Annotated in this window: 20 protein-coding genes and 1 pseudogene; 14 read left to right on the top strand and 7 right to left on the bottom strand. The window is 49.1% G+C overall.

What is annotated here, in order from left to right:
- Positions 1-21 precede the first annotated feature (21 nt).
- The gene (locus XMD564_RS07310) at positions 22-1,551 is read right to left on the bottom strand and encodes an ABC transporter permease (RefSeq protein ID WP_173480155.1); all 1,530 of its coding nucleotides are present in this window, start codon (positions 1,549-1,551) and stop codon (positions 22-24) included.
- A gap of 77 nt (positions 1,552-1,628) precedes the next feature.
- Positions 1,629-2,558 carry a sugar ABC transporter substrate-binding protein gene (locus XMD564_RS07305; RefSeq protein ID WP_173480154.1) on the bottom strand — a complete coding sequence of 310 codons (930 nt, stop codon included), beginning with the start codon at positions 2,556-2,558 and terminating at the stop codon, positions 1,629-1,631.
- 189 nt (positions 2,559-2,747) lie between these two features.
- Here XMD564_RS07305 and XMD564_RS07300 point away from each other — a divergent pair, with 189 nt between their 5' ends.
- Both XMD564_RS07300 and XMD564_RS07295 read left to right on the top strand, forming a co-directional pair.
- Complete coding sequence (locus tag XMD564_RS07300; RefSeq protein WP_173480153.1) at positions 2,748-3,524, top strand: ATP-binding cassette domain-containing protein; 777 nt, start codon at positions 2,748-2,750, stop codon at positions 3,522-3,524.
- Between the two features lie 2 nt (positions 3,525-3,526).
- Positions 3,527-4,717, top strand: a complete 1,191-nt coding sequence (locus XMD564_RS07295; protein WP_173484460.1) for an ROK family transcriptional regulator — start codon at positions 3,527-3,529, stop codon at positions 4,715-4,717.
- 198 nt (positions 4,718-4,915) lie between these two features.
- Here XMD564_RS07295 and XMD564_RS07290 read toward each other — a convergent pair whose 3' ends face one another.
- The 3 genes from XMD564_RS07290 to XMD564_RS07280 form a co-directional block, all read right to left on the bottom strand.
- Positions 4,916-6,766 (bottom strand): bifunctional sugar phosphate isomerase/epimerase/4-hydroxyphenylpyruvate dioxygenase family protein, encoded by a 1,851-nt coding sequence (locus tag XMD564_RS07290; RefSeq protein ID WP_173508051.1) that lies wholly within the window; start codon positions 6,764-6,766, stop codon positions 4,916-4,918.
- A 120-nt stretch (positions 6,767-6,886) separates the two neighbouring features.
- On the bottom strand, positions 6,887-8,038 hold the full coding sequence (locus tag XMD564_RS07285; RefSeq protein ID WP_173508050.1) for a sugar MFS transporter: 1,152 nt from the start codon (positions 8,036-8,038) through the stop codon (positions 6,887-6,889).
- A 73-nt stretch (positions 8,039-8,111) separates the two neighbouring features.
- Entirely contained in the window at positions 8,112-8,762 is a 651-nt protein-coding gene (locus tag XMD564_RS07280) for a TetR family transcriptional regulator (protein WP_173480149.1), read from the bottom strand.
- A 257-nt stretch (positions 8,763-9,019) separates the two neighbouring features.
- Here XMD564_RS07280 and dctP point away from each other — a divergent pair.
- The 4 genes and pseudogenes from dctP (at position 9,020) to XMD564_RS07260 (ending at position 12,829) form a co-directional block, all read left to right on the top strand.
- Positions 9,020-10,023, top strand: a pseudogene (gene dctP / locus XMD564_RS11580) (TRAP transporter substrate-binding protein DctP).
- Positions 10,024-10,109: 86 nt separating this feature from the next.
- Positions 10,110-10,667, top strand: a complete 558-nt coding sequence (locus tag XMD564_RS07270) for a TRAP transporter small permease (protein WP_173480147.1) — start codon at positions 10,110-10,112, stop codon at positions 10,665-10,667.
- Positions 10,667-11,950 (top strand): TRAP transporter large permease, encoded by a 1,284-nt coding sequence (locus XMD564_RS07265; RefSeq protein ID WP_173508049.1) that lies wholly within the window; start codon positions 10,667-10,669, stop codon positions 11,948-11,950. Before XMD564_RS07270 ends, XMD564_RS07265 begins: the two co-directional genes overlap by 1 nt.
- Positions 11,951-11,962: 12 nt before the next feature.
- Entirely contained in the window at positions 11,963-12,829 is an 867-nt protein-coding gene (locus XMD564_RS07260) for a shikimate dehydrogenase (RefSeq protein ID WP_173508048.1), read from the top strand.
- 113 nt (positions 12,830-12,942) lie between these two features.
- On the opposite strand, the gene XMD564_RS07255 is transcribed toward XMD564_RS07260, so the two are convergent.
- Positions 12,943-13,698, bottom strand: coding sequence for a sulfite exporter TauE/SafE family protein (locus tag XMD564_RS07255; RefSeq protein WP_173480144.1), 756 nt, complete (start codon positions 13,696-13,698; stop codon positions 12,943-12,945).
- Positions 13,699-14,104: 406 nt separating this feature from the next.
- Between XMD564_RS07255 and XMD564_RS07250 the strand changes: the two genes are divergently transcribed.
- Both XMD564_RS07250 and XMD564_RS07245 read left to right on the top strand, forming a co-directional pair.
- Complete coding sequence (locus tag XMD564_RS07250; protein WP_173484455.1) at positions 14,105-14,554, top strand: type II 3-dehydroquinate dehydratase; 450 nt, start codon at positions 14,105-14,107, stop codon at positions 14,552-14,554.
- Between the two features lie 4 nt (positions 14,555-14,558).
- Complete coding sequence (locus XMD564_RS07245) at positions 14,559-14,849, top strand: hypothetical protein (protein WP_173508047.1); 291 nt, start codon at positions 14,559-14,561, stop codon at positions 14,847-14,849.
- On the opposite strand, the gene XMD564_RS07240 is transcribed toward XMD564_RS07245, so the two are convergent.
- Positions 14,836-15,378 (bottom strand): methylated-DNA--[protein]-cysteine S-methyltransferase, encoded by a 543-nt coding sequence (locus XMD564_RS07240; protein WP_173484454.1) that lies wholly within the window; start codon positions 15,376-15,378, stop codon positions 14,836-14,838. The two genes, XMD564_RS07245 and XMD564_RS07240, sit on opposite strands and share 14 nt — an antisense overlap.
- A 126-nt stretch (positions 15,379-15,504) precedes the next feature.
- On the opposite strand from XMD564_RS07240, the gene XMD564_RS07235 reads away from it, so the two are divergent.
- From XMD564_RS07235 to XMD564_RS07210, 6 genes are all read left to right on the top strand, one after another.
- The gene (locus tag XMD564_RS07235) at positions 15,505-15,690 is read left to right on the top strand and encodes a hypothetical protein (protein ID WP_173480141.1); all 186 of its coding nucleotides are present in this window, start codon (positions 15,505-15,507) and stop codon (positions 15,688-15,690) included.
- Positions 15,691-15,835: 145 nt separating this feature from the next.
- Positions 15,836-16,141, top strand: a complete 306-nt coding sequence (locus XMD564_RS07230; RefSeq protein WP_173480140.1) for a cytochrome c5 family protein — start codon at positions 15,836-15,838, stop codon at positions 16,139-16,141.
- 91 nt (positions 16,142-16,232) lie between these two features.
- Positions 16,233-17,009 (top strand): sulfite exporter TauE/SafE family protein, encoded by a 777-nt coding sequence (locus XMD564_RS07225; protein WP_173480139.1) that lies wholly within the window; start codon positions 16,233-16,235, stop codon positions 17,007-17,009.
- Between the two features lie 59 nt (positions 17,010-17,068).
- Positions 17,069-17,311 (top strand): exodeoxyribonuclease VII small subunit, encoded by a 243-nt coding sequence (locus tag XMD564_RS07220; protein ID WP_173480138.1) that lies wholly within the window; start codon positions 17,069-17,071, stop codon positions 17,309-17,311.
- Between the two features lie 11 nt (positions 17,312-17,322).
- Complete coding sequence (locus tag XMD564_RS07215; protein WP_254443533.1) at positions 17,323-18,195, top strand: polyprenyl synthetase family protein; 873 nt, start codon at positions 17,323-17,325, stop codon at positions 18,193-18,195.
- A complete protein-coding gene (locus XMD564_RS07210) occupies positions 18,195-19,964 on the top strand; it encodes a 1-deoxy-D-xylulose-5-phosphate synthase (protein ID WP_173508046.1) in 1,770 nt (589 codons plus the stop codon). The genes XMD564_RS07215 and XMD564_RS07210 overlap by 1 nt, the downstream gene beginning before the upstream one ends.
- The last annotated feature ends 11 nt before the right edge of the window (positions 19,965-19,975 follow it).

Raw genomic sequence — 19,975 nt, 5'->3', positions numbered from 1 at the left:
GGTTTTTTAATCATTGGGTGATTAGCCTTCTAGCGTACGAGCTCTTTCAAACATGTAAGGCACCGTCGTCATACCAGCCAGTACTACCGCACCCAAGATCAATAGAGGCGCAACAGCTGCCATGCCCATTGATACTAGCAGAACCGCTGCTGCCACGTAGACGGCTGCAAGGATAAGCGCCAGTGAACGTTTCAAGGTCACAGCTACAGCCACGGCACCCAACACAAGCACGAGAAGCGACGCGAAGGATTGCCAGTTGCCAGACACAATGGCTTGTAGTTCAGCCACAGCCGGCGCATCCAGTAGGCGAGCCGTTTGGTTAGCCGCAAGATCAAGTCCAGCTGCTTGCATTGCCACCATGCTGTTGTGCTCATGCAGTGAAATCGCCGAGCTGATCAGTGCAGAACCCGGTGTTAAGCAGGCAAACAGAGCAAGAACCAGAGCCACAACACCCAGCATACGCTGAACTTTAACCGCTGATTTAGATTGGCGAACAATATCCAATCCAACGGCAACCAAAATGATCAGACCCAGTACCACCATCTGCCAGAAAGTCTCTAGCTGAGCCAGGGTCAGACCGTTATTGATCAGTTTCAGAAGGATGACACCCATGAAGGTACCGATGATCGTACCGCGGCCACCAAACAGAGAGGTACCACCAATAACAACCGCAGCAATGGCATCCAGCTCCCACATCTGGCCGTAGTCAGATTTTGCATAAGGCGCGCGACCTAGGAAGAGCATCGCACCCAATGCAGCGCCCATCGAACAGATTACGTAGGTGTAGAGAGTGTAGAGACGCGTATTGATACCCGCTTGGCGAGAGCCCTGTTCGTTACTACCAATCGCATAGATGTATCGACCCAAACGCATGTTGGATACAACGACCGCCAACAGAATGAAGAAGACGATGAAGATGATCATAGACATCTGGAAGGTACGGAAGAAGTCCATCCAGTGCTCGTTCACGAAGGCGCCAATCGACTCCATAAAGCCGCTCAGTTCACCCGCTTTGTAATCAGCACGAAGTTCGGCAAAGGGGTTGTAGCGACCAAATAGGTCGAACGTTTCAGGTAGCTTAGGTGTTGCACGCGCATCCGTTGAAAGGTGTGCCGTACCACGCCAAATCGAAAGACCCGCCAGGGTAACGATAAAGGCCGGCATCCCGAGATAGGCGACCAACGTGCCATGAATAATACCCACTAATGCACCCATCGCTAGGCCAGACATGATCGCTAACCAAGGTGGGAAACCCCAGTAGCTAACAATGTAACCGGTGACCGCTGCGATTAAGCCCATAACAGATCCAACCGAAAGATCGATACCTGCCGCAAGAATCACCAACGTCATACCACCCGCAACAATACCGATAGCGGCTGAGTTGTTCAGAATGGTCATTAAGTTAGTGGGATGGAAGAAGGGTTTACCATCCGTTACTAGCTCAATGGCTAGAGCAAGAATCAGAATCGCCAGCAGTGCGCCAGACCACTCTTTACGGAAGAAAGAAACCGTAACGCCGATCGCTTTATCTTGAAGGCTTTTAGAAGTCATTATTCAGGACCGTTTGTTTTAAACAGTTAAAGAAGAGATCGGGCTAATGCCCGATCTCGACGGAGTGTAAGTAAAACTTACTTGATACCTACTAGGTCTTTGTAAGCACCTGAAGTAGATGGAGTCACTAGGAAGAAACCAGTGTCGATGCGTGGTGATACATCTTTACCCTGTGATGCAGCAACCGCAGCTTTGATGCCTTGGTAACCCATCTGGTAAAGCATCTGAGCTGTGTCAGCGTGTACCCAACCTTTATCCATCGCTTCGATTGCGTCAGTTGCGCCGTCGAAACCAACCAGTTTGATGTCACCTGCGCCTAGGCCAAGGTTTTCCATCGCTGCTTTAGCACCCATAGTGCCGCCGTCCCATGCGTTAGCAACCATTTTGATGTCGCTGCGTGAGTTTAGGATCGCTTCAACACCTTCCTGAGCTTGGTTAGAGTCCCACTCAGTTGGTACTTCTAAGATTTCAGAGTTTGGACGAGCTGTTTTGAACGCTTCAACGAAGCCGTTACGACGCTCTTGGCCAGTAGACTGAGCTTGGTTACCCGTCACGTAGATGATCGCATCGCCATCGTTGATCAGAGTTGCTGCAACAGCACCCTGTACTTTAGCCACTGCGTAGTTGTCTGTAGCAACGAATGACGTAACTGCAGCGCCTGATACGCCAGTATCGATTGCAACAACAGGGATACCTGCATCCATTGCATCGTTTACTGCTGGAGCAACACCTGAAGAGTCAACTGGCGCGATACCGATTGCATCCACACCCTGTGCTACTAGGTTTTCGAACACTTCTAGCTGGCTTGATAGGTCGCCTTGGAATGCTGGACCTACAGTTACTAGGTCAACGCCCGCTTCTTGAGCTGCGTCTGCTGCACCCTGGTTGATCATCATCCAACCTGAGTTTGTTGCTGATTTAGTGATGTAGCCGATAGAACCTGCGTATACAGAGCCAGACATAAGTGCGCCAGCAGCCATTACGCTAAGCATTTTTTTCAATTTCATGTGTAGATCTCCACATTTGTTTGTTTTTGTTTTCGGCGGTCTGTTTCGATGCCTAACTGCGATCTTCTAATACTTTATAGCGCCCTGTCAATAATTAAATTGAATTGATTTAATTATTGACTCGCTCTTAATTGTTAGTCATATTTAGTCACATTCAAATAAAGAGAATTTTCGTTCAGGAGTCTTAAAGTGTCTCAAAAAGTCTTAGAGATCAGAGGGTTAACCAAGCACTACGGCGGTGTACACGCGCTGAATGATGCGGACTTTGATCTTGCTCCGGGTGAGCACGTAGCGATTGTTGGAGATAACGGTGCGGGTAAATCGACCTTCGTTCGTAACCTAACCGGTGTAGAGCAACGCACTCGCGGTTCGATCAAATTCTATGGTGAAGAGGTCAACTTCGACTCTCCTCTTGAGGCTCGCGATGCTGGTATTGAGACCGTTTATCAAAACTTGGCACTGGCAGATGAACTAGACGTGCCAGCCAATATCTTTTTGGGACGTGAAAAGACCAAATTCAATCTTGGCCCATTCAGCTGGATGGACAAGAAAGGGATGCGCCAAGAGTCAGAAGCACTGCTTGAAAAGACCGGCGTTAAGATTCCTGACCTAAGCCAGTCCTTACGTGGCATGTCGGGTGGTCAACGCCAGTGTGTAGCAATCAGCCGAGCGGCAGGCTGGGGCGAGAAGTTGATCATCATGGATGAGCCAACCGCCGCTTTGGGTATCCAAGAGACCACTCGTGTTGAAAACATTATTCGTGGCTTGAAAGATCAGGGCATCCCTCTAATTTTGATCAGCCACAACCTTCGCCAAGTCTTTAACCTTGTGGATCGCATTATTGTCTTCCGCCAAGGTCGTATCGTTGGCAACGTTGTAGCGGCTGAAACGACCGGCAACGAGATCGTCTCGTTGATCACCGGTGCAGCAGATCAGGGTGTCCACGAAAACGCGAGTTACATCTAATTATGCGCAGCGCTTCGGCTTCTCAACGCGCCTCTGGTTCAAACCAGGTCGGTGTTCGCCAATACAATGAACGACTCATCCTCTCGTTAATTCGTGAGCATGATGCGTTGACGAAAGCCGAAATTGCCAAAGCAACCAACCTTACTCCACAAACCGCCTCAACGATTATTAATCGATTGATGGAACAGGACCTGTTAATCGCAGGCACTAAACGCCGCGGCGGTTTGGGACAGCCTTCTACACCCTACGCCCTCAATCCTGAAGGGGCGTACAGTATCGGTGTCAAAATTGGCCGCGCCTCGTTGGAGGTGCTGTTTATGGATATGACAGGGAATATTCGTACCCGCATATCGCACGAATACCCCTTCCCGACGCCTAAAGAGGTCTATGCCAAGATCGAGCAGAGCATCAACACGCTTCTTGAACCTCTTGACGAGATGCAACGCGATCGCGTTACCGGTGTTGGCCTGGCAGCGCCGTTTGCGCTGGAAGGTTGGGGCGATGAGCTAATTGAAGCGAAAGAGGCTTTAGCTGAGTGGGCGAAAATCGATCTGCTCGAAGAACTAAAGAAGGTCACCGACCTAGATGCGGCCATGCTGAACGATGCAACAGCAGCTTGCCTAGCCGAGCTAACCTACGGTAATCCGCAGAGCTGGGAGAACCTACTCTACTTCTACGTGGGTACGTTCATCGGTGGTGGTGTCGTTCTTAACGGACAGATTCTTCCAGGCAGCCATGCCAATGCCGGTGCACTGGGTTCAGTTCCGAGCGCCAATGGCAAGCAACTGATTCACCATGCGTCACTGCACCAACTTGATAAACGATTGAAGTCAGAATCGATCGTGGCGGATTTTGCCAATCTATCGGAAACCCTAGAACAGGATGCCTGGGCTCTGTTTACAGATTGGGCTGACAACGCAGCACCCTACATTGCCCAGACCATTGCGGCAGGTTCTGCCTTTGTGGATCCAGATGGTGTGATCATTGATGGACGCCTACCGGCAGTGGCGACACAGTACTTAGTACTGGCGATCAACCGTGCTTCGAGCGATGTGAACTGGGAAGGTCTCAACAAACCCCCGGTGATCGCAGGCAACCTTGGATTTGAAGCCCGCGCGTTAGGCGGTGCACTCCTGCCGATCTACTCTAACTTTGGCTTAGATAACCAAGCCTTCCTTAAGGCCGCTCAGTAGCAGCTAAAAGGTTGGAGCGATCCTCCGCCCCCGTGGGAGCGATCTTGCAAAGGTCGCGATTCTCTTTCAAACCTTTCGCCTCATCTTCGATAAGGCTCCAACAAAGAGCGTTCGTTGGAGCGGTCTTAAAAAGGCCGCGATGTGCAAAACCTGCATCGCTTCCTCTTCGAGAAAGCTCCAACAAATACTCAGCGAAGATCAAAGCAACAAATTCGTTTCATACTCACGCAACGCCGCCTGGGCTGCAAAACGAATGTGAGCATTCGCTTCACCGTAGGCCTGATACCCACCGATACGCTGCACAACTTCAAAGAAGACACCCTGTACTTCACGCGTGTAGAAGTGCAAAAACTCACCGTCATCATTCGCATCATACAAAATATTAAAGCGCTGTAACGTCTCAATACGCTCAGCAGAGAGACCAAACTTACCCTTAATTTCACGGTAATAGTTGTTGGGTACCGGCAACACCGATTCCGAATTGACCTGCGCTGCAAAGGCCAAAATATCCTCACACTCAAATGCGATCTGCTGCACACCGGCACCATGGGTTCGCTGAATAAAGCGCTGCGGTGACGCCTGACGAGCCTCGGTCATGTTGATTGGAATCTTCACCTGTCCGTTCTGACTAGAGGCCACTCGACTGGTCACAAGGCCATAAATGTCAGGCAGATCCTGTACAGGTGTAATGTCAAAGTTGAACACCGATTTATAGAAGAACGCCGCCGATAGGAAATCGGTATTAGTGACGGACTGCGCCATATGATCGACGCGTTTAACACCGACTTTCGGCAGCTCGACACCCTCGACCGATTCAAAATCGACATCAAAGAAACGGAACTTCTTATGACGCTCAACAAGATAGACCAAACTGTCGCCAACACCGCGCAGCGCTGGAATATTCAACTCACCAGGGCCTGCTGTGTTATTGAAGCGTTTAATTTGATACTCGTCTGCCTGCTTCAGCGACTCTTTGACACTCGACGTCGTCAATGCCAAAGCACACACTGATGCGCCGTGTAGCTGGAAGTGCTGGTGAGCTTGACTGGCAGGCTCACGGTTAAGCACTAGGTTTACATCACCCATCTGCATCAGACCGACATCCTTGGATAGATGTTTGTGAGTCTCTTGAAAGCCTAACGAATTCAACATGGAGACGATCGATTCGCCCTCTTCACCGGCAATCGCAAATTCAATGAATTCAACGTCGGTAATCTCAGCCTTAGGTGTTTCATCCTTACACTGTTTGTCTAGCCAGATCAGAGAACGCATACCATCTACAGCACGCTCTTTGGCAGGAGAAGCACGGAACTCATCGTTGAAGATCTCGTGCGAAACGTAGTCATCAAAGCCTTTGTCACACAGCACCTTCATGAAATCGACGACCGGCAGATCCCCCTGACCCGGGAAGCTGCGATAGTGACGGCTCCAGCTCATTAAGTCGCTCAAATGCATGACAGGCGCATCGGCCACCTGAACCAGAGCGATCTTATCAACCGGAATATCATCGCGCAGACAGTCGAGTGTGTTGCCTCGTGAGAACATATGGAAGGTATCAAGGTTGATGCCTAGCGCTGGATGGTCGGCACGCTTAACCAGATCCCAAGCATCCTCATAATCAGCAATAAAGCGCCCCCAAGAGAGAGCCTCGTAGCCCATAATAAAGCCCTCTTTTGCTGCCAGCTCAGCTGCTTCGTTAAGGTCCGCAGCACAACGTGCTCGATCATGACTGGCATGGGGAGAGACACTGGAACAGCACAAAATTCGTTGAGTGCCCAGCTCATGCATCATCTCGAATCGACTCTGCATGTGATAGAACTTTTGACGCTTTAACTCAGCAGGCAGACCTTCCAGATCACGGAACGGCTGCAGCGCTAGAATATCCAAACCTAAGTCATCGGCAATCGACTTCACCTCACGAGGTGAACCAGCAAACTGAATCAGGTCATTATCAAAAATCTCAACCGCATCAAAACCCGCATCCGCAGCGGCTTCAAGCTTGTTTGGCAAACTGCCAGAGAGAGTAACGGTAGCAATTGATGTTTTCATAATGAGGACTCACATTGGGTTACTTTGAACCAAACGGTTCAAAACTATGAGTGCATATTAGCAAATACCATTTAAATTAATAAATAGTATTTAATTGATTAGATATAACTTAAAGGAAATTTATCTTTTACGAATCAAGGTAAGCAGCAAAAAGACGCTGGCGGTCATGCCCAAGAAAACCTGCGCCAGCGCTTCCAACCCAACGCTAGAGACTAGAAGCCCCAAGGAGAGGGGCATAACCACTAAACCAACACCGGCAGCAGAGATCTGCATGCCGATCAGGTTGGTCACATGCGCTTTTGCGACTCGCTCTGAGGTGGTTGAAAGCAGTGCTGGGAAGGTTGGTGCAAAGCCAAGGCCGACCAGAGCAAGCCCATAGACCCCACCTGGCCCACCTAATTGAAGGGTGAACAGAACCAATCCAATCAGTGACATTAACAGACCGAAGAGCGTCAGGTTCATCTCACCAAACTTGGGCGCAAGCAGGCCAGCAAGGATTCGACCAAGGGTAAAAGAGCCCCAATAGATCGTTACCCAAAGCCCTGCCGTGGCAAGGACCACATCCCGCGATTCCGTCAACAGGGTAAATGCCCAAAAGCCCAAACCAATTTCGGCCGAGGTGTAGAGAAAAAAGGCCAACATACTTAGCCATGCCGCCGGTAGTTTGAGCGTGGCGAGCATGCTGGCATTACCCTGCTCTTCCGGTTCACCAGCACTAGGCTGGTCACTCCATAAGCCGCGATAGTGGATAAAAGCAGAAAGCATCAATAACATCAAAAACGCGACCAACAGATAGCCAGGCCGCCACAGACCTGTCATCGCCAGCGATAGGGTCATGATGGCAGGACCTAGAGTGACTCCGACACCAAAACTGGCATGCAACCACTGCATGATACGGCTTGAGTAGTGTTTCTCCACATAGGCATTGAGGCCCGCATCGATACCACCACCGCCCAGACCGGCAATCAGTGCGACAAAGGGCATCCAATACCAGTCAGGCACAACCATAAACAGCACCAATGCGATGACGGTAAGTGAAGCACTTTGAATCAGCAGGCCAGCCAATCCAATACGATTAACAATTGCACCGATCATGAAGCTGCTCAGAGCATAACCGACGGTTCCGCCGGTCATGATGATTCCGAGACGATCCAGAGTGGTTGAGAACTCATCGGCCATAGTGGGCCAAGCCACACCGAGCAGCGCATCAGGCAGGCCTAAGGAGATGAACGCGATAAAACAGAGAATTAAAAGAAGGCGGCTAGGATGCATGTAAAACTCACTAAAAAGAGCTTCAATCTAGCGAAGCTGTAATGAAGTTACCAATCCAAAATGTTCTTAAATATCAGTTGGCGACAAAGCGCAGGATCATCTCTTGTACCTGCTGATTAAGATGACTTTGCCCCTCTTCCGTAAATAGATCGTTGCCAAAGGCTGCACTGAAGGTTGAGCGGTTTGAGTTATTGAAGAAACAGGCTGAACTGATCAACCAGTGAAGCTCAATGACACTGATGCCCGATCGAAAAACACCCTCCTCAACACCTCGTTGGTAGATCTCGCCAAGCCGATCGATGGCAGGGTTGTTAACCTCCTCAAACGCCTCTTTTGCGATCAGATTGCGTCCCTCGTGAATGTTCTCAATCATAACCAGGCGAATAAACTGCGGATTGTTGCGCTGATGTTCAAAAGTGAACGCCACCAGTGAGCGAAGCGCCTGCTCGGGATTGAGATCATTCAAATGCAGCTGTTGCTCGCCCAAACGGATATCTCGGTAGGCAGCCTCAAGAACGGTACGGTAGAGCTCTTTTTTATCGCCAAAGTAGTAGTAGATCATCCGCTTGGATGTATCGGTTTTTTCAGCGATCACATTGACCCGCGCACCGGCATAGCCTGAGGTGGCAAACTCTTCGGTGGCGACACGCAGGATATTGGCTTTAACTGCTTCAGGATTACGTTTTTTTGCGGCTGAACGGTTCGATGTAGAAGGGATACTCATTTTACTTTTAACCAAACGTTTAAAAAACGGTTATAAAGGTTCTAACAAATTGTTTTAACCAAATAGTACAAAAAGCTTGAATGCCTGTATAGGGCTATGGCAAATTTGCACTACTTAGTTTTAACCAAGTAGTACAAAAGCTAAGAGCAAGACAATAAAACCAGCTTGCTTGGGGTAGGTGGTTTTAGACATCTTGCTACAAAAAATCTTGGAAACGTCATCTCTAGGCGTGAAACGATAATAAATTGGAGAGCCCAATGAAAAAGGCGATGCTAAAAACTCTTGTTGCTACTGCTGTAGCCGCTGCTTCTGTTTCAACTTTTGCAGCACCCACTATCAAACTAGGTCACGTTGACGGCGCTGACTGGCAGACATCTAAAAAAGGTGCTGCTGGTGTCATCTTCAAAAACATTGTTGAAGGTGAGACAGATATCAAAGTAGAACTTTTCCCAGCAAAAGCTCTAGGTAACGAAGGCGATCTAGTTCAGCAAGCACAGGAAGGCACTACGCACATGGCGATCGTTTCTGGCGCTATGGCTAAAATCTGTAAAGAAGCTGACGTTCTAAACATTCCTTACACATTCTCAAACGCAACGATCGCCTGGGACGTACTTGACGGTCAGTTTGGTCAAGATCTTGCTGCACACTGTCTAGAAGAGACTGGCCTACGCACACTTGCATACGGTGAGACAGGTTCCGTAACTTCACTAACAACGTTCGTGAGATCAAATCTCCAGCAGACATGAAAGGTCTTAAGTTCCGCGTTCAGCCAATCCCTCTATACGTAGAGATGGTTGAAGGTCTTGGCGGTGAACCAACGCCTATCGCTTGGTCTGAACTTCCAAACGCACTTACAACTGGTGTTGTTGACGGTCAGGAAAACCCTGTCGGCACTATCTACAACAACAACCTTCACAAGCTACAGAAGTACATGGTTCTTGATGGCCACGTTTACGCTGCTGACTTCATCGTAATCAACGACGAACTCTTCCAGTCTCTAAGCGCTGCTGAGCAGGACATCATTGCTAAAGCCGCTCGTACTGCAGGCCTAATGGGTCGCGCAATTCAGCAGTTCAACACGGCTGAAGGCGTAACGAAAGTGGTTGCTGAAGGTATGAAAGTACACTCACCAACAGCTGACGAAATGGCTCAGTTCAAGAAGCTTGCACAGCCAGCGGTTAAAGAGTGGCTTGCTAAAGAGCTAGGTAGCGATGAGTGGATCGCTAAACTAGACGCTGCTGTAGAAGCTGCTTCTAAGTAATACTCCAAACCTCTTCAGGTTTGCACGGCTCCGACCATCCGGTCGGAGCCTATTTCTCAAAAAACTTATAACTGTCGGTATGACTTATGCACACTCTATTGCGTAAGGTGACCCGCTTCGTCGGTACCTTTTTTGCAGCAGGTTCAGCCATCTCTATGGCTTCAGTGTTCCTGATCATCTTCATAAACTCAGTACGCCGTTACACCATCGGAGAGTCGATCCCATGGGGCGAGGAGTTACCCGTCTACCTGGCAGTCTACGGAATTATGTTTGGCATGGCTTGGGCTTACCTGCTCGATCGCCATGTCTCTTTTGATCTTGTCGCGGGTCTGCTGCCTAAAGCAGCCCACAAACCGATCAATTTCTTTGTGGACCTCTGCATGGTCGTTATAGGTGCGCTGTTGAGCTACTCCGGCTACCTCTTCATGATGAAGCGCGGCAAAGTCGATGCATCCAGCATCCTTTCAAGTGCGCGTGAACTTCGAGATCTATTCGGTATCGAACAGCTTGCGGTTCTTGGGCAGATGTACCCCTACTACTTCGCTATGGTGCTGGGTGGCGCCATGCTTGCAGTAGCAGCACTACTGCGCCTGCTAAATCGAGCTGCGAATACCGATCAACATGAAGCGGAGGGCGCATTCTAATGACTTATGCCATTCTTCTAGGCGGTATCTTTATTGGCCTACCCATCGCTTTTGCCATCATCGCTGCACTGCTCTACTTCATGGCTGTGGGCGAATTCCCATACCACCTTCGCATCGTGGCAACACAGATGTTTGGTGGCATGGCCTCTTACCCACTATTGGCGATCCCTCTATTTATTCTTGCCGGCGAGCTGATGAATGAGTCGGGTATCACCAGTCGTATCATCGCATTTGCGAACGTTTTGGTCGGCAAAATGCGTGCCGGCTTAGCCATGGTGAATATCTGGGCTTCGGTCATATTTGCCGGTCTCTCTGGCTCTGCGGTTGCGGATACATCGGCGATTGGTCGTGTCTTTATTCCAGAGATGGAGAAGAAAGGCTACCCACGTGAGTTTGCTGCTGCCATTACGGCGGCCTCTTCCGTCATTGGTCCGATTATTCCACCATCGATTCCTGTCATCATCTATGCCCTGACTGTGACGGGTGTCTCGGTACCCGCGCTATTCATGGCCGGTGTGGTTCCCGGTGTAATGCTTGCGATCTTCCTTTCGGTCTACGTCTACTTCTTCAAAGGCCACTACGAGAAGCAGGGCACAGAGCACGAACTTGGCGAAAAGCAGAGCAACTCTCGCGTCCTGATCCAAGGGATTATTCCTCTATTGATGCCTGTCTTCGTGGTTGGCTCAATACTGATGGGGGTCGTGACGCCAACGGAAGCGGCCAGCTTTGCCGTGGCCTACGCCCTGTTTGTCGGAATCTTTGTCTTCAAAGAGCTGAAAGTCTCTAAACTGGCCGGTCTTTTCGCCCGAGCGATGCGCGACAGCTCGATCATCATGGTCGTTATCGGTGCGGTTGCTGCTGCTAACTGGTTGATGAACTACAACCGCGTTCCCAACATGATCACTGACTTCGCCTTGGAGTACATGACGGTTCAGTGGATGTTCTTAGTCGGCGTCATCATTCTCTTCTTAGTGGTCGGTCTGTTCCTAGAGGGCATCGCGGCAATGTTGGTACTGGTGCCGATTCTGCACCCAATTGCTGTGAGTCTAGGCGTCGACCCAACTCACCTTGGCATCATAATTATCTTCAACCTAATGATTGGCTTGATCACACCACCAATGGGACTCTGCCTGTTTGTCGCGGACTCCATCGCTAAGGTCGGTATGGCGAAGCTGAGCAAGGTGATTTTGCCGCTATTCTTAGTGGAGCTTTTAGTTCTTATTATTATCACGTTCGTTCCAGATTTGGTGATTGGATTACCAACAGCACTGGGCTTGCTGTAAAGGATGACAGCTATGAAGCAACTTAAACTGGGTTTAATCGGTAACTCAATCTCACAATCGCGTGCCCCTTTCCTGCACAAGATGTTGGGCGATATCTATGGCTTTGATGTCTCTTACGACTTGAAGGATCCGGGTCAAAGTGACAAAGAGGCATTTAAAACCATGCTTCAATCACTTCGTAATGATGGATTTACCGGTTGCAACGTCACCTTCCCCTTCAAATCCATTGCCGTTGAGTTCGTTGATGAGCCCGATGAAGCGGTACGTGAAGTAGGTGCAACCAATACACTCTACCTAGCCAATGGTGCTGTAAAGGCAACAAACACGGATTACACCGGTTTTATTCACGGCTACAAAGCTCAACGTGGTGACAAGCCAGCAGGTGAAGTACTGATGCTAGGCGCCGGCGGTGTCGGACGTGCGGTTGCCTTTGGACTGTTCCATTGTGGCGCAACTAAGCTGAACATCTTTGACCTGAACATTGAAGGGGCTGAAGCGTTAGCGGCTGCAGTACGGGCTAAAGGGTACAACGCTGAGGTTATCTCTAAAGAGCAGCTAGCCGAAACAGCTAAAGCCGCAAACGGTTTGGTCAACTGTACGCCCGTAGGACATTACGCTACACCAGGTATCCCACTTGATCCAGAACTATTTGGTGGCCAAGAGTGGGCGTTTGATGCGGTCTATGTCCCATTAGAGACTGAGTTTTTGACTGCTGCACACGAAGCGGGTTTAGATATCGTCAGTGGCTTTGACCTCTTCTTCCACCAGGGCATTGATGCCTTTGATACCTTTACTGGCATCAAAGCCGATGGTCATGAAGCTTTGGGACGCTTCATTGAAGAGTTTGACATTCAGAGCACGTTTATTAAATTAAAATAGTTTGCCATCGCTCCGGTGACTGGTTTTAACCAGTCATCCGCTTTATCAGCACCTGCTAATTCTGAGCGTAACAAGAATGCGGATGACAGGCTGAAGCCTGTCACCAATGTTACTCATAATGAGTCGATTACTACTCCGTGGATCAGCTTTATAGAGACCAGCAGCAGTCCGACTTCTACTAAGCCAAAGAACCATCGATCCTTCAAAATCTTAGTCAGCTTAGCCCCCATAAAGGTACCCAACAGTGCACTGGGCACCATCCAAAGCGCCAGCGTTAAATCCTCTGTGGAGTAGCCACGAAGCGCTAGGTAGGGTGGCAGTTTTGAGAGGTTGATCACAGCAAAGAAGAGCGTTGCTGTCCCGGCAAACACCAGTTTCTCCAGTTTTTGTGGCAGAACATAGACCTGAAAGGGTGGGCCACCAGTATGGGAGATAAACGAGGTAAAACCGGCAATGGTGCCCCAGATCCAACCGCCCACTTTGGTCGGTTTTTTCGCCTCTTTTACTTGGCGCTTACCAAACCAGATATAGGAGACAAACGTGAGGCCCATAATACCAATCAGCAAGGCGACAAACTGATCAGAGACAATGGATGCCGTTGCCCAACCAATAAACACCCCTAGCAGACCCGCGGGGATAAGATTTTTCAGATTGATCATTGAGAAGTGTTTTCGATAGAGCCACACCGCCACCATGTCACTGATGATATAGATGGGTAGCAACAGAATGGCACCCGTCATAGGTGACATCACTAGGGAGAGGATCGGCACCGACAACATAGCAATGATGGGCAATCCACCTTTTGATAGGCCAACAAACCAGGCGGCAATCAACGCAATGACAAAGGCTGTACTTCCAAATTCAATCAATTAGGGAAACCTGCACTGAACATAAAGAGCTTCAAAGTATACGGCTCTTTTTCAATCTATGTACAAAAGATGTTGCACTCATGTGGCAGGATCTTAGACTAGGAAGCCTGCGAATAAGTCCATAGCATCTCAGCGAGATCTGAAATGTGTAGATACAAGGCGCTTTTTGCCGCTAATGGCCGTAGTCCTTAGCAAGAAGAGCAACACAGTAGATGCACATTACAGGTCACGCCCTGCGGGGCTTACAGTCAAATCCATCTTCAGCGTTGTGCTTTCTCGACTTAGCCCGCTAGGCCTTCGAAAACACGCCTTGATAATGAATTTGACTGTAAGCCTGAGATGCCATGGACTTGTTCGCAGGCTTCCAAAGCGACCAGTTGTCTGGCAAACAGTTAAGGATAGAACCATGGCAAAAATACTTCTGCTTCACGGCATCAACCACGCAATGTTCGGCAAGCGTGATCCGAAACATTACGGCACCTTTACGCTGCAAGATATCGAATCGGCCGCAGCTAATTGGGCTGCTGAGCAGGGGTGTGAGCTTGAGTGCTACCAGACAGACATCGAAGGTGAGCTGGCACGCAAAATTCATCAAGCGTTTTTGGAAGATGTTGATGCGATCGTTATCAACGCAGGTGCTTGGACTCACTACAGCTACGGTCTCACCGATGCGTTGGCGATATTCAAAGACAAAGGCCCTATCGTTGAGGTGCACATGTCCAACGTTCACGCGCGCGAGGAGTTCCGACATAAATCGGTCTTCTCACAGGTCGTTATTGGTCAGATATCAGGCTTTGGTTTGACCAGCTACAAGTTGGGTATTACCGCAGCAGCGGACGCACTTAAAGGAGCCTGATTGCATGAAAGGTTGGTGTCCAGTTTGTGAAACTCGACGCCCTATTCAACGTGAAGAGGGTATGGGCACTGACTACATTTGTACAAGGTGCAAAACAAAACTGTCACTCAGTGGTAAGAATCAAATTCTTATCTTGCCGTTTTTTTTAGCCGTTCTATGGTTAATTATCACTACGGTGTTTACCGAGAGAGAGGCTTTTAATGCTTATGAAATAGCTGCTCTACTGTTATCAATCCCACCTTTTGCACTTTATGCTTTGCGCTTCATCACTTTTGAAAAAATCAAAGATCAGTAGCTTCAGCAGATAGCAATTTAGCCTTTAAAGATACCCCCCAACGGTAACCCCCTAATGAGCCATCACTTCTGACCGCACGATGGCATGGCACCCAATAAGCAATGTTATTTGCACCCAGTGCTGATCCAACCGCACGAACGGCTTTTGGCTTTTTAATGTTCAAAGCAAGCTGCGAGTAGCTCACTGTATCACCCTCTGGAATCTGACAAACCGCTTGCCAGACCTCTTTTTGAAATTCTGTACCGATCACCCATGCTGAAGGTTTGGGTTGATGACAAAAACTCCCAAACAACTCAACCGCCTTCTCATTCGAGATGTACCAGTTTGCGTTGGCAAATCGTTTGCTTAAATCATCCCAACCACAAACCTCATCCCCTTCATAAAACCCAAGAAAAAGGAGACGGTCGTTAAACCATGCAGATCGAGCCACACCAAACTCAGTCCTTATGTCGCCCGTTAATATATCGAGCTGAGAACCTTGATTTTGTAGATGAGCTTTCGGTAACGCTATTAATTCCAAATGACTCATGACTAACCCCGCTAACTTTCTTTGACTCGCTGTTATTAATTGTTAACCCAAACGTCACCAAACTGTCATGTTTAAGGCGTTTAATCACGCTACTAAATTGATAAACAATAAAAAGGTAGCTGCACAATGAATCATAGTGATGCGCTAGTAAGAATGCACCATCGTGGCTTTAACGTTTCTGAGCTTAAAAACCAACCTAATATTGACCGCACCGATCTTGATGCTGCGTTGAAAAAGATCGAACGCGAGCATGAAACCTCTAAAAGAGGTCTAGCTCAACACTCGCAAGCAAGCTTTGCGATGCGACTTTAGACGCTAATTGCTCCAATAGCCCCTCATCTTCGTAGATTAATTGGACTTACACGAACCTTTGGTTATAAACTTATTCGATCGGGCGCTCTAAGCTAAATTTAGCTCCATAAGAGCAAACGAAAGTTCATGAATTGAGGTGGATATAATGAAAAAGACTCTACTTGGCCTAACAGCCGCTGCTCTTATGGTTCCTGCAACTGCAATGGCTGAGCGTGATGGCGCAACTGTATACAACACATACTGTCTAGCTTGTCACATGGTTGGCGTTGCTGGCGCTCCTAAAATGGGTGACGCTGCAGCATGGGCTCCACGTGCCGCTAAAGGTATCGATGCGCTTCTAGCGACTGCTAAGACGGGTATCAACGCAATGCCTCCAATGGGTACTTGCATGGATTGTTCTGATGCTGAACTTCAGGGCGCTATCCAACACATGCTAGATTCCTCTAAATAAGTTTTAGACGTCTCTACAAATAACCGGCCTAGTGCCGGTTTTTTGTTTTCTGGCATACAATAGCGGCTCTTAAAAACTCTCGGGGTACAGCTTGTCTGATCTAATCTGGTGGCAATACCTTCTCATTGCACTCATCTTTGTCTGGAGCGGCTTTGTTCGAACCGGCCTTGGCTTTGGTGGTGCCGTACTCGCCCTACCGTTTCTGCTGTTAATCGTTGATGATCCCCTCATCTTTCTGCCCATAATCGCCGTGCACCTGCTCATCTTTTCAGGGGCTATTACGCTGGGGAATCATTTCAAAGCGAAGCGTTTGGGAACCAGTGGGCTCAAAGAGAATGTCGATTGGCCCTATCTGAAGAAAACCCTAAAAGTGATGATTATCCCGAAGCTGATTGGGGTATTCGGGCTCTTAACACTGCCCAACGAGATCATGTCTGGGCTAATTTTTGTCATCGTCATCGTCTATTCAATTGGTTACATTCTTAATAAACCCTTTAAAAGCAACTCCGCTTGGATCGATAACCTCTTCTTAATGCTGGGAGGCTATGTCAGTGGTACTTCTTTGATTGCAGCGCCACTGGTCATGGCCGTCTACGCTAGCCATGTCGCTAAAGAGCAACTGCGCGATACTCTGTTTGTTCTCTGGTTCATTCTGGTGGTTATCAAGATGGGATCCTTCTTTGTCGTAGGCGTCGATCTGCAGTTAATCCACCACCTCTGGTTGCTGCCCTGCGCATTCATCGGCCACCTTCTTGGGCAAAAGCTGCACCGCTATCTGGTCAAGACCGATTCCGCCCGTTTCTTCAAAATTATTGGCACAGTGCTGATCATTACCAGCACCATCGGTATTGCACGGACCTTTGCTTAAGGACAGGGTATACTACAAAGCTTGTTCGCAGTTTTCCTAAATTTAAGGACTGAGTAATCATGGCAGAAAGCAAACAGACAACGGACTTCGAAGGCTCCCTAAAACGGTTAGAAGCCCTGGTTTCAGAGATGGAGAAGGGGGATCTCTCTATCGAAGAGGCACTAAAATCCTTTGAAGAGGGGATCAGCCTGACCCGCGAATGCCAAAACATTCTGCAATCGGCCGAACAGAAAGTCGTGATGCTAACAGAGCAATCCGGCGAGCTGGTTGAACAACCGTTTAACGAATCTGAACAAGCCTAATGCCGCAACCGATGTTAGCCCTGTACCGACAGAGAGTTGAAGCTGAGCTCAGTCGACGTTTAGCTGAACGTAACGGGATTGACCCTAGCCTTCATCAGGCGATGCACTACAGCCTGATGAATGGAGGCAAGCGCCTTCGTCCCACGCTGGTCTACCTGGCCACTGAGTTACTAGGTGGACAAATTGAGCAAGCGGATACGGCCGCGTGTGCTTTGGAGTGCGTTCACAGCTATTCACTGGTGCATGACGATCTACCGGCTATGGATAATGATGAGCTGCGCCGCGGCAAACCAACCTGCCATATCCAGTTCAATGAAGCGACCGCCATATTAGCCGGTGATGCACTGCTAACCTGGGCATTTGAACTGCTCAGCCAGCCTATTGATGCACTACCAGCGTCCACTCAGTTACAGATGGTTCATACCCTAGCTAGATGCAGTGGTGATCTGGGTATGGTTGATGGACAAGCCTTTGACCTAGGCTCAGAGGGTAAAAGACTGAGTCTAGAGCAGCTGAAAAGCATGCACGCAGCTAAAACGGGCGAACTCATTCGTGCAGCTCTGCGTTTAGGCGCTTTAGCCAGTGGTAATGCTACCGATACGGATCTAGAGGCACTCGATCGTTACGCGCAAAAGATTGGACTAGCATTTCAGATTCAAGATGACATCTTAGATATCGAAAGCACCACAGAACAACTGGGCAAACCCCAAGGTTCTGATGAAGAGAGAGACAAAGCCACCTACCCTGCACTTATTGGGCTTACTCAAAGCAAGCAGTGGTTGAATGAATTGCACCAACAGGCGATTGAAGCTCTAGAAACCTTCGGTGAACGTAACCAGTCATTAATAGCCCTTGCTGATTTTGTCATTGCCCGTAACCATTAATGATTACTGATATCCCCACACAACGTCCTGCGACTCCACTGTTGGACCAGATTGACACCCCTTCAGATTTAAAAGGGTTGAATCTGGGCCAATTACAGCAGCTAGCGGATGAGTTACGTCTCTATCTGCTCTTCTGTGTCGGTCAGACTGGGGGACATCTTGGTGGCGGACTAGGGGTTGTCGAACTGACACTAGCGCTTCACCAGCTATTAGACACACCAGACGATCATCTGGTTTGGGATGTAGGTCACCAAGCCTATCCGCACAAAATTCTGACGGGTCGTCGTGAGGCGATGCTTAACATACGGCAACGAGAGGGGCTTACTCCCTTTCCCGATCGAGCTGAGAGTATTTACGACTGCTTTGGCACTGGGCACTCCAGCACCTCTATCAGCGCCGTTCTCGGCATGGCGATTGCCGACACACTGCAAGGCAATGATCGTAAATCGGTGGCTGTTATAGGTGATGGGGCTCTGACGGCTGGTCAGGCCTTTGAAGCACTCAACCACGCAGCACATACTGATGCGAATCTACTCGTCATTCTGAACGATAACGACATGTCGATCTCGCCCAACCAAGGGGGATTGGCCACCTATCTAGCCAAGAATCTACGTGAGCAAGCACCCACTAACCCTGTGATGCCTCTATTTGAAGCACTGAACTTTGAATACTCTGGCCCTATTGATGGTAATGACCTGAGCCAATTAATCCCTGCCCTTAAGCAGTCATTGAGCCAAACAGGGCCTCAATTCCTGCATATTAGAACTCGTAAGGGGTTTGGGTTTAAGCCAGCTGAAGAGGATCCGGTCGGCTATCACGCCATCACTAAACTGGAAAAACCATCAGAGATCAGTGCTCCTAATCTGAAATACAGCGATCAGTTTGGCCAATGGATCTGTGAAACTGCTTCAAGTGACCCTCGAGTAGTCGCGATTACCCCGGCCATGAGGGAGGGTTCTGGCCTTGTGCAATTCGCTGACCAATACCCAACACGTTACTTTGATGTTGCCATTGCAGAACAGCACGCAGCCACCTTTGCAGCCGGCCTTGCGGTAGGTGGGATGAAACCGGTTCTGGCAATCTACTCAACTTTTTTGCAGCGCGCTTTGGATCAGGTCATCCACGATATCGCCCTGCAAAATCTCGACTGTTTGATCGCTGTAGATCGTGCAGGATTGGTTGGGGAAGATGGTCCAACCCACTCAGGTATCTTCGATATCCCAATGCTTCGCTCGCTACCCGAGGTTGTCATTATGACGCCCTCCACACTGGATGAGCAGCAGCAGATGCTGACTCTAGGCTACCAATACAATGGCTGTGCTGTGGTCCGCTACCCTCGAGGCGAAGGCGTTAAGAGCAGAACTCCATTAGCGTCCTTAGCCATGGGTCAAAGCCGGTTGGTAAGAGTTGGTAAAGGTGGCGTCATACTCAACTTTGGCCCTCTTTTACCAGCAGCCGAGCAGGTCGCTGATCAGTTGGATCTTGGCTTAATCGATATGCGCTTCGTCAAACCACTCGATGAAGCTATGCTTGAAGAGCTAGTGAATACTTACTCTCACTTTATCACCCTGGAAGATGGGGCTATTGCGGGCGGAGCGGGCAGTGCTGTGAATGAGTGGCTGACTCATAATGGCCAGAACTTACGTTGTCTTAACCTTGGCATTCCCGATCGTTGGATTGAGCATGCGACTCGGGATGAACAGTTACAAGATGCCGGCTTAGATGCTGACTCAATTCGAGAGCAGATAGAGCACTTTCTACAGACCTAAAAAAACCCCAG

The sequence above is a fragment of the Marinobacterium sp. xm-d-564 genome (assembly GCF_013283345.1).
In the GTDB taxonomy this organism is placed as follows: domain Bacteria; phylum Pseudomonadota; class Gammaproteobacteria; order Pseudomonadales; family Balneatricaceae; genus Marinobacterium_E.
Note: the sequence above shows the minus strand (reverse complement) of the source record. Positions and strands in the feature narration are given on the sequence as shown.

Bases quoted from the DNA above. Each gene is read 5' to 3' on its own strand.
- XMD564_RS07310 (WP_173480155.1), bottom strand. From the start codon at position 1,551: ATGACTTCTAAAAGCCTTCAAGATAAAGCGATCGGCGTTACGGTTTCT.
- XMD564_RS07230 (WP_173480140.1), top strand. From the start codon at position 15,836: ATGAAAAAGACTCTACTTGGCCTAACAGCCGCTGCTCTTATGGTTCCT.
- XMD564_RS07260 (WP_173508048.1), top strand. From the start codon at position 11,963: ATGAAGCAACTTAAACTGGGTTTAATCGGTAACTCAATCTCACAATCG.
- XMD564_RS07270 (WP_173480147.1), top strand. From the start codon at position 10,110: ATGCACACTCTATTGCGTAAGGTGACCCGCTTCGTCGGTACCTTTTTT.
- XMD564_RS07220 (WP_173480138.1), top strand. From the start codon at position 17,069: ATGGCAGAAAGCAAACAGACAACGGACTTCGAAGGCTCCCTAAAACGG.
- XMD564_RS07240 (WP_173484454.1), bottom strand. From the start codon at position 15,378: ATGAGTCATTTGGAATTAATAGCGTTACCGAAAGCTCATCTACAAAAT.
- XMD564_RS07250 (WP_173484455.1), top strand. From the start codon at position 14,105: ATGGCAAAAATACTTCTGCTTCACGGCATCAACCACGCAATGTTCGGC.
- XMD564_RS07280 (WP_173480149.1), bottom strand. From the start codon at position 8,762: ATGAGTATCCCTTCTACATCGAACCGTTCAGCCGCAAAAAAACGTAAT.
- XMD564_RS07305 (WP_173480154.1), bottom strand. From the start codon at position 2,558: ATGAAATTGAAAAAAATGCTTAGCGTAATGGCTGCTGGCGCACTTATG.
- XMD564_RS07265 (WP_173508049.1), top strand. From the start codon at position 10,667: ATGACTTATGCCATTCTTCTAGGCGGTATCTTTATTGGCCTACCCATC.
- XMD564_RS07235 (WP_173480141.1), top strand. From the start codon at position 15,505: ATGAATCATAGTGATGCGCTAGTAAGAATGCACCATCGTGGCTTTAAC.
- XMD564_RS07210 (WP_173508046.1), top strand. From the start codon at position 18,195: ATGATTACTGATATCCCCACACAACGTCCTGCGACTCCACTGTTGGAC.
- XMD564_RS07285 (WP_173508050.1), bottom strand. From the start codon at position 8,038: ATGCATCCTAGCCGCCTTCTTTTAATTCTCTGTTTTATCGCGTTCATC.
- XMD564_RS07245 (WP_173508047.1), top strand. From the start codon at position 14,559: ATGAAAGGTTGGTGTCCAGTTTGTGAAACTCGACGCCCTATTCAACGT.
- XMD564_RS07215 (WP_254443533.1), top strand. From the start codon at position 17,323: ATGTTAGCCCTGTACCGACAGAGAGTTGAAGCTGAGCTCAGTCGACGT.
- XMD564_RS07290 (WP_173508051.1), bottom strand. From the start codon at position 6,766: ATGAAAACATCAATTGCTACCGTTACTCTCTCTGGCAGTTTGCCAAAC.
- XMD564_RS07295 (WP_173484460.1), top strand. From the start codon at position 3,527: ATGCGCAGCGCTTCGGCTTCTCAACGCGCCTCTGGTTCAAACCAGGTC.